This is a genomic window from Streptomyces sp. CT34 (genome assembly GCF_000805335.1).
Taxonomy (GTDB): domain Bacteria; phylum Actinomycetota; class Actinomycetes; order Streptomycetales; family Streptomycetaceae; genus Streptomyces.
On the sequence record NZ_KN708638.1, the window covers coordinates 775,988 to 783,833 of the forward strand.

Annotated in this window: 8 protein-coding genes and 1 pseudogene; 2 read left to right on the forward strand and 7 right to left on the reverse strand. The window is 72.7% G+C overall.

Features of this window, described 5'->3' with window-relative positions; translation table 11 throughout:
- The 5 genes from RZ84_RS03430 to RZ84_RS03450 all read right to left on the reverse strand — a co-directional run.
- Positions 1 to 228: proline racemase family protein (locus RZ84_RS03430; protein WP_043263034.1), on the reverse strand; the 228-nt coding region annotated here is incomplete at its 3' end.
- 15 nt (positions 229 to 243) lie between these two features.
- Positions 244 to 1,164, reverse strand: a complete 921-nt coding sequence (locus RZ84_RS03435) for a dihydrodipicolinate synthase family protein (protein WP_043263035.1) — start codon at positions 1,162 to 1,164, stop codon at positions 244 to 246.
- Between the two features lie 96 nt (positions 1,165 to 1,260).
- Positions 1,261 to 2,754: an FAD/NAD(P)-dependent oxidoreductase gene (locus RZ84_RS03440; RefSeq protein ID WP_043263036.1), complete on the reverse strand. Its 1,494-nt coding sequence runs from the start codon at positions 2,752 to 2,754 to the stop codon at positions 1,261 to 1,263.
- Positions 2,735 to 3,055, reverse strand: coding sequence for a (2Fe-2S)-binding protein (locus tag RZ84_RS03445; protein ID WP_043263037.1), 321 nt, complete (start codon positions 3,053 to 3,055; stop codon positions 2,735 to 2,737). Before RZ84_RS03445 ends, RZ84_RS03440 begins: the two co-directional genes overlap by 20 nt.
- A 48-nt stretch (positions 3,056 to 3,103) precedes the next feature.
- Entirely contained in the window at positions 3,104 to 4,270 is a 1,167-nt protein-coding gene (locus RZ84_RS03450; protein WP_052229754.1) for an NAD(P)/FAD-dependent oxidoreductase, read from the reverse strand.
- Between the two features lie 166 nt (positions 4,271 to 4,436).
- Between RZ84_RS03450 and RZ84_RS03455 the strand changes: the two are divergent.
- Positions 4,437 to 5,081, forward strand: a pseudogene (locus RZ84_RS03455) (ABC transporter ATP-binding protein); the annotation flags it as partial.
- Positions 5,082 to 5,160: 79 nt separating this feature from the next.
- On the opposite strand, the gene RZ84_RS03460 reads toward RZ84_RS03455, so the two are convergent.
- Entirely contained in the window at positions 5,161 to 6,294 is a 1,134-nt protein-coding gene (locus RZ84_RS03460; RefSeq protein WP_241778005.1) for a M6 family metalloprotease domain-containing protein, read from the reverse strand.
- Between the two features lie 257 nt (positions 6,295 to 6,551).
- On the opposite strand from RZ84_RS03460, the gene RZ84_RS03465 reads away from it, so the two are divergent.
- Entirely contained in the window at positions 6,552 to 7,520 is a 969-nt protein-coding gene (locus tag RZ84_RS03465) for a LysR family transcriptional regulator (RefSeq protein ID WP_043263039.1), read from the forward strand.
- Between the two features lie 122 nt (positions 7,521 to 7,642).
- Here RZ84_RS03465 and RZ84_RS40510 read toward each other — a convergent pair.
- Positions 7,643 to 7,846, reverse strand: a 204-nt coding sequence (locus RZ84_RS40510; protein ID WP_241777546.1) for a helix-turn-helix domain-containing protein, incomplete at its 5' end; no start/stop codon positions are given.

Sequence of the window (7,846 nt, forward strand, 5' to 3'; positions counted from 1 at the left end):
GTCGGCGTCGGGGCGGGTCGGGGGCTGGAGGATGGCGCCGCTCATCGAGGCGTGGCCGCGCGGCTCGTACATGAGCAGGGTGCGCAGGTGGTCCAGGTGCCCGATGAAGTGCAGCCGGCGTTCGGCCATGGTGGTGCCGGGGATCACCCCGACGCCGCCGGTGATCACGCGGGTGGGCATGCCCTCGGTGTGCGAGTCGACGGCGTGGAAGACGTGGCGGGTGCGCATGGGTCTCCCTCCGGGTCAGTGGTGGCCGGCCGCGACGGCCTTCTCGGTGGCGGCCCGCACCTCGGCCGCGATCCCCGCGGGCAGCGGCACCCGCGGCGGCCGGGTGGGGCCCCCATGACTGCCGGCGATGTCCATGGAGTGCTTGATGGCCTGCACGAACTCGGTCCGGGAGTCCCAGCGCAGCAGTGAGTGCAGGGACCTGTACAGCGGCAGCGCGGTGGGCAGGTCGTGAGCCACGGCCGCGTGATACAGCTCGGCGCAGGTGGCGGGGAAGGCGTTGGGATATCCGGCGACCCAGCCGACGGCACCGGCCAGTGCGAGCTCCACGAGCACGTCGTCCGCTCCGATCAACAGGTCCAGCTCCGGGGCGAGTTCGGCCAGCTCGTAAGCCCGGCGCACGTCTCCGGTGAACTCCTTGACCGCGACGATGCCGCCCTCGCCGTGGAGGTGGGCGAGGAGGCCGGGGGTGAGGTCGACCTTGGTGTCGATGGGGTTGTTGTAGGCCACGACGGGCAGGCCGGCCTTCGCGACCTCGGCGTAGTGGGCCCGTACGGCGGACTCGTCGGCGCGGTAGGCGTTGGGCGGCAGCAGCAGGACGCTGCCGCAGCCCTCCTCGGCGGCCTGCTCGGCCCACCGGCGCGCCGCACCACTGCCGTACGCGGCCACGCCGGGCATCACGCGCGCACCGTCGCCGGCCGCCTCGACGGCGGTGCGCACCACACGGGCGCGCTCTTCATCGGTCAGGGTCTGGTACTCCCCCAGGGAGCCGTTGGGCACGACCCCGTCGCAGCCGTTGTCGAGGAGCCGGCGGACGTGCGCGGCATACGCGTCGTAGTCGACGGACAGGTCCTTGCGCAGGGGGAGAGTGGTGGCGACCATGATGCCGCGCCAGGGGCGTTCGGCACTCCAGGTGGGGGTGGCGGAGGTCGTGGTCATGGTGGGAACCCTTCTGTGAGGCAGCTGTTACGGGGCGGGAGATTTCCTCTGCCGGGTGGCATGCTGGGCGGCAGTTCTTCCGTGGTGGGTGGCACCTCATGGGGGAGGCTCGGGTGCCTTCGCGGGCGGGGTTTCGCGAGCGGCCGTTTCGGCGAGGGCGCCGAGCATCTCCAACCGGACCGGTACGGCCAGCGGCCGACGCTCCGGTGACGGCGGCAGCTGCGCCCCCTGCCCCTCCCCCGCCAGGCAGGCCACCGCCGTCCCGCACATCCGGCCCTGGCACCAGCCCATGCCCGCGCGGGTGAGGAGTTTGACGGTACGGGCGTCCCGGGCGCCGTAGTCGGCGACCGCCTCGCGGATGCGGCCCGCGGTGACCTCCTCGCATCGGCACACGTCGGTCGCGTCGTCCAGCCATCGACTCCATCCGGGACCGGGGGCGTGTGCGGCGGCCATCACGGCGGCGAAGGCACGCATCCGGTCGCGGCGGCGGCGCAGCGTGCGGGCGCGCCCGCCGGCGGTGAGCGCGGGCCGTTCGCGCAACCGGGCTGCGATCGCGAGACCCGCCAACTCGCCCTCCACGCGGGCGAGACGGACGCCACCGACACCGCCCGTCTCGCCCGCCGCCCAAACACCGAGAACGGAAGTCTGCTGGTCTGCGTCGAGGTCGAGGGCGCAGCTGCCGTCCTGGGTACGCCGGGTGGCACAGCCCAGTCCGGTGGCGAGTTCGAGCTGCGGAACGAGGCCGTGGCCCACCGCCAGGGCGTCGCAGGCGATGCGCCGGCCGGTCCCCGGTACGGGCCGCCAGTCGCGGTCGAGCCGGGAGACCGTGACGGCCGCCACGCGGTCGTCCCCGTGCACCTGGGTCACCGCGCTGCGGGTGCGCAGCCGCACCCGGTGCCGCAGCAGCGTCGCGCCGTGCACCGCGGCCTCGGCCGTCTTGTGCACGTTGGTGGCGAGGGCGCGGGGGTGGCGGGCGTAGCCGAGGTAGCCGGACGCCTCGACCACCGCCGGGACGCGGGCCCCCGCCGTGGCGAGCGACGCGGCGACGGCCGGCAGCAGCGGACCGCTGCCCGCCACCACCACCCGCCGTCCGGGCAGCACCAGACCGGACTTCACCATCGCCTGCGCTCCCCCGGCACCCACCACTCCCGGCAACGTCCATCCGGGGAAGGGCAGTTGACGCTCATACGCACCGGTGGCGAGCAGCACCGCACGGGCCCGTACCCGGACCGGGCGCTCCCCGTTGCCGTCCGCTCCGGTGACCGCGTGCACCTCCCACCGGTCCGTCGACGGCTCCGCGCGGACCACCGTCCAGACATGGTGTCCGGCCAGGTACGTCACGTCGCTGTCGACCAGGCGGCGGCGCAGTTCGGCGAAGGCGGACCAGTCATGGTGCAGCGCTTCGGGTCGGGTGGCGCCGAGGGCCGGGGCGGGGTGCCGGTAGAACTGCCCGCCCGGCTGCGCCGCGGCGTCCAACAGGGCGACGGACAGGTCGAGTTCAGCAGCGTTGACGGCACCGGCGAGCCCCGCGGCGCCCGCCCCGATCACCACCAGGTCGTACTCCGGGCCGTCAGACGGCGAGCTCGGCATGGCCGTGTCCCTCCTGGGTGGTGACGGTGTCGCCGGGGTGCGCCGGGACCAGGCAGGCCCGGCGGTTGGGTTGCCCGTTGACGGTGGCGAGGCAGTCGAAGCAGTGCCCGATGCCGCAGAAGGCGCCGCGCGGCCGGCCGCCGGAGCGGGTGGTGCGCCAGGCGAGGATGCCCGCGGCCCACAGCGCGGCGGCCACGGACTGGCCGGGCAGCGCGGTGATCGGCCGCCCGTCGAAGGTGATCTCGAATGCGGTGTCGGGCGCCGCACCGACGAGCTCGGCGGGGCTGCGGTCACGCGCCATGGCGCGGCTCCTTTCGCGGGACGTCGGGGCGAGGGCCGGGGAGAGAGGTCACAGGTCGTCTCCTCGGTCGAAACGGTCCGGCCTGAACGGTGTGATGTCCAACGGGAGTTGTCCGCCTGTAAGGCTCCCCGTCAGACCTTCCGCGATGATCCGGCCGGTGGCCGGGGCCAGACCGATGCCGGCCCCCTCATGGCCGCAGGCGTGCAGCAGCCCTGGCCTGCGCGGGTCGGGTCCGATCGCGGGCAGATGGTCGGGCAGATAGGGGCGGAAGCCCGCGTATGTGCGCAGGGCCCGCACGGTGGCGAGGACCGGGAAGAGCCGCACCGCCTGCCCGGCGAGGCGGCGCAGCGCCGTCACCGAGAGGGAGCGGTCGAAGCCGACGCGTTCGCGGCTGGCACCGATCAGGACCGGGCCGGCCGGGGTGCCCTCGACGACGGCCGAGGTCTGCAGGGCCGCGGAGTCGCTGGCGACGTCGGCGACATAGTCGGCGGCGTAGACCTTGCGTCGCACCACGCGGGGCAGCGGCTCGGTGACGAGGACGAAGCCGCGCCGGGGGCGCACCGGCAGCTCCACGCCGGCGAGCCGGGCCAGTTCGCCGCCCCAGCTCCCGGCCGCGTTCACGACGTAGGGGGCGTGGAGTTCACCCGCGGATGTCCGCACTCCCCGGACCTCTCCGGAGGGCCCGGTGAGGACCTCGGTCACTTCCTCGCCGAGCCGCAGTCGCAGCCGGTCGCCGGCCGCGCGGAGCAGGTGGGCGGCGGCGAGCGCGGGCTGCACCTGCGCGTCCTGCGGATAGTGCACGCCGCCGGCGAGGTCCGGCGCCAGGTGGGGTTCCCGTTCGCGGAGCCGTTCACCGGGCACCGTTTCGGTCGAGACGCCGTGCCGCGCCTGCCGTGCGGCGAAGTCACCCAGGGCGGTCATGGCTGGGCCGTCGGAGGCGACGACGAGGCCGCCCTTGGCCTCGTACTCGATCCGCGCGGGCAGCGCCTCGGCCAGTTCGCGCCATAACCGCGTGGAATACAGGGCCAGTTCGAGTTCGGGGCCGGGTTCCTTGTCGGACACCAGGAGGTTGCCTTCGCCGGCGCCGGTGGTTCCACCGGCGACGGAGCCGCGGTCGATCACGGTGACGGTCAGGCCGGCACGGGCCGCGTAGTACGCACAGGAGGCGCCGACCACGCCGGCACCCACGACGATGAGATCCGGAGCGTTTCTCATGGGCACGTCAGTAATATTTCACATTGCACTGCCGTTGCCAAGAGACCCCACGCCGTCAATTCCCCAGCGTCGGCATCGGGTTGCCGCTTGAACACGGCTGGGTAACGGCAGCGGCCGACATCTTGTCAGTGCAATTTCACATCCCGAGCACCCGGACCAGACCCGAGCGGCCGACGCCCGCCGCCGGGCCGCCGAACTGATGGAGCTGGTCGGGCTCATCCCCGAGCACCTCGACCGCTATCCGCACGAGTTCTCCGGCGGGCAGGCCCAGCGCATCGGCATCGCCCGCGCCCTGGCCACCCGCCCCCGCCTGATCATCGCGGACGAACCGGTCTCCGCACTCGACGTCTCCGTACAGGCACAGATCGTCAACCTCATGCAAAGCCTGCGGAACGAACTCGGCCTCGCCTATCTCTTCATCGCGCACGACCTGTCGGTGGTCAGGCGGGTCTGCGACCGGGTCGCCGTGATGTACCTGGGCCGCATCGTCGAGATCGGCCCAAAACACCAGGTGTACGCGGCCCCCGCGCATCCCTACACCCGGGCGCTGCTGTCCGCCGTACCGCTGCCCGACCCGGCCGCCGAACGGGCCCGGGAGCGCATCACGCTGCTCGGCGACCCCTCCCCCGGCTCTCAGCTTCGTTCGAGCAGGGGAGGCCCCCGTCGTCCTGCCGCACCCCCGCCCGGCTGCACCTTCCACCCACGCTGTCCCAAGGCCCAGGCCCGCTGCCGGACCGAGGCCCCGGCCCTGACGGATGCCACACCCGCGACCGGACGCCAGGTCGCCTGCCACTTCCCCGAGCCCGCCTGACCTCCGAAGCCGGTGGACATGGTCGTCCCCCGGAGCCGCAACCCGCTCCGGGGCACAACCACCCGACACACCAGGTGAGTTACGCCTTCGTGATGCGCACGGTATCCGAGCGGCCGTCCGCCCTCAGTACGTCGATCCGCACCCCCGCGCCCGCGTCGGTGAACGACTGGCCGGCCCGGTACGGCGCATCGTCCAGTGGCCGGCACCCGCTCGGCGAGGTGCGGGGGGCGCCGGGCTTGGCATCCATCACCCGGATCGGGCCCTTGCCGGTCTCGACGGACGAGTCCACCTTGTAGACGAGAGCCCCGGTCGCACACAGCCCCGAGTCCGCGAGCGCCGCCCGCCTGGACTCGACCACATACGCCGTCGTCGGACCGGTGCGGACCACGGCCAGTTTCGTGCCGCCGCCGTACTCGACGGCGGACAGCCGGACGGTGTCACTGCCCGCCGACGCCCGGCAGACGACCTGCCTGTCGCCGGTCCAGCCGAGCTTCCACGACTCCCAGCCGAAATACTGGGGTCCGGCCCCGCTGATCAGGCCCATCACATCCCAGCCACCGACGAAACGGTGGGCGTCGCTGCCCGCATCGAAGGCATACAGGTCGGGCAGCCCGAAGCTGTGCGCGGTCTCGTGGCCGACCAGTTTGGGACCCCAGTGCCACATGTCCTGACCGAAGGTGACGGCCCACTTGATGCGCTTGCCGTCGGCGACAACCCCCGGCGTGCCGGGCTCGTACACATACGTCGGCGTGAAGGAGATGGCCGGAGCGTTCCTGGTCGCCACCACATACACCATGTCGTACCGGGAGAAGTCCACATACGGATCCGCGGCGGCCACCGCGTCCTTGATGTACGCCTCATGCGCCTCGTGGCTGAAGCCGCGCTGGAAGTGGTAGTCCGTGGACTTGTGGGGCATCCGCACCCAGCGCCGATGCTGGGTGATGGCCAGCCACGCCTTGCCGTACGACGCCCGCCACACCCAGTCCGCGCCCGGCGTGATCTGAGCCGCGTCCGCGGCCGGGGACTCGGTGGCGTGGGCGTCCGGGAAGTCCACGAAGATCATGCCGACCCTGATGGTCCCGGCGGGCCGCTGGAAGACGGAGTAGTCGGTCCGATGGCCCTCGTCCGTCCAGCCGGTGCGCCCCGGCAGCGCACAGGCATCCGCACGGTCTCCCGCCTTCCGCCCGTCCGCCGCGCCGGGACTCCCCACCACCTTGGAACTCCCTGCCACGTGGGGACTTTCGGCCGCTTCGGATGCCAGGGAAGCCTGGGCGGACGGGATGCCGACCAGGGCCGGCAGCAGAACCGCGAGCACCCCCGATATCAACGCCGCACGCCTACCGCGGACGACACAACGCAACAGCTTCATAGGACGTGAAACCTCCACCCCAGCAACGTGTGACATTTCACATAAGACTGAGGGGTACCGGCCCTGTAAGGAACCTCCCGCCGGTCCATAACATCCGCGCCATGGATCTGGAGATTCGCCACCTGCGGGTGGTGTGCGCCATCGCCGAGGCCGGCAGCCTCACCCGGGCCGCCGCGGCGCTGCGGACGACCCAGCCCGGCCTGAGCGCCCAACTGCGGCGGATCGAAACCCTCCTGGGCGGCGCGCTGTTCGACCGCAGACGGGCGGGCACCACACCGACCCCGCTCGGCGAACTGGTACTGTCCCGCGCCCGCGCCATCCTCCCGGGCGTCGACCAACTCCTCATCGACACCGATCGCGCCACGCGTTCCACCGCGGCACCCACCCGTGTACGCGTCGGCTCGGTGGGCGCCCCACTCCTGGGTCATCTCCTGCTCGCCATACGCGAGTTGCTCCCCGCAGCGACCGAAGTGACCGCACGCTGCCAGTACGCCCCCGCCCCGCTTCTGGACGATCTCTCCGCCGGCCGCCTGGAGGCGGCGGTCCTCGGCGACCACCCCGGCCAGGATCCGGCGCCCCGCGACGGCGTGGTCCTGCATCCGCTCGTCACGGAGCCCGTCTTCGCGCTGCTGCCCGCCGGCCATCCCCTGGCCGCCCTGGCGGAGGTGAGCCTGGCCCGGCTCGCCGAGGAGGAGTGGGCCGCACCCCGCCCGGACAGCGACCGCACACGCGAATACTGGTCATCCGTCCTCACCCTGACGAAACGTCATCCCCGCATCCCCTACGAGGCCGAGGGTCGGCAGCTGATCGAGATCGTCCGCGCGGGCCTGGCCGTGAGCCTGTGCCAGGCCACCTTCATCGACGTGCCGGGCATCGCCGTGCGCCCGCTGGCCGGCAACCCGCTGTGGTACCGCCATATCCTTGCCTGGCACCGTGACGGCCCACTCGCCGGGCACAGCGAGGCACTGCTCCGACGCGTCCGCGACGGCTACCTCAAAGTCTGTGCCGACAGCCCCACTTACGCCCGCTGGCGGCAACGACATCCGGACGCGGCACAGCCGTTCCCCTGAGGACATCGGCCGACCGCCGGCCCACCGCACCCTCCCCGGCCCTGTCCGGCACCCCCTGCTTCACACCGTCAAACCCGTCGTGCCCGTCACGCCCGTCGTCCCCTTCACGCCCTTCACGCCGCTCATGCCGTTCCGGGCTGTGGCTGAGGTCCTCGTCCTGGGCCGCGTCCCGGGGCGAGGACCCTACGGGCGTAACGCCCGGGCGTGATGCCCAGATGCCGCTTGAAATGCCGGGTGAGGTGCGACTGGTCGTGGAAGCCGACCGCGGTCGCCACCTCCGCGGGCGGCCGGCCGTCGAGAAGCAGCCGGCGGGGCCCGGCGGGACG